We start from the raw sequence: 230 nt of genomic DNA, 5'->3' as shown, positions 1-230 counted from the left end.
CCCGATTATATGGTGCCCAGTATATTAATGGTAGTGGATAGGTGGCCTTTGACAGCGAACGGTAAGGTTGACAAAAAGACACTTCCAGAGCCGGATGGCAGTGCGTTGCAAGGTAAGTACGTGGCCCCTGACAGTGAAGGCGAACACGCGTTAGTAGATATCTTCTCACACTTGTTGGGGATTGATGCGGATAAAGTCAGTATTACTGCTAACTTCTTCGAGCTAGGAGG

The 230-nt window shown here is 48.3% G+C and carries 1 pseudogene; it reads left to right on the top strand.

The features are described from left to right. Positions 1-48: 48 nt before the first annotated feature. Positions 49-230 (top strand): annotated as a pseudogene (locus SANK73390_RS18525) (phosphopantetheine-binding protein); the annotation flags it as partial.

Source organism: Pseudoalteromonas sp. SANK 73390, assembly GCF_054966645.1.
The sequence above is the reverse complement of the archived record's forward strand: the minus strand, read 5'-3'. Positions and strand labels throughout refer to the sequence as shown.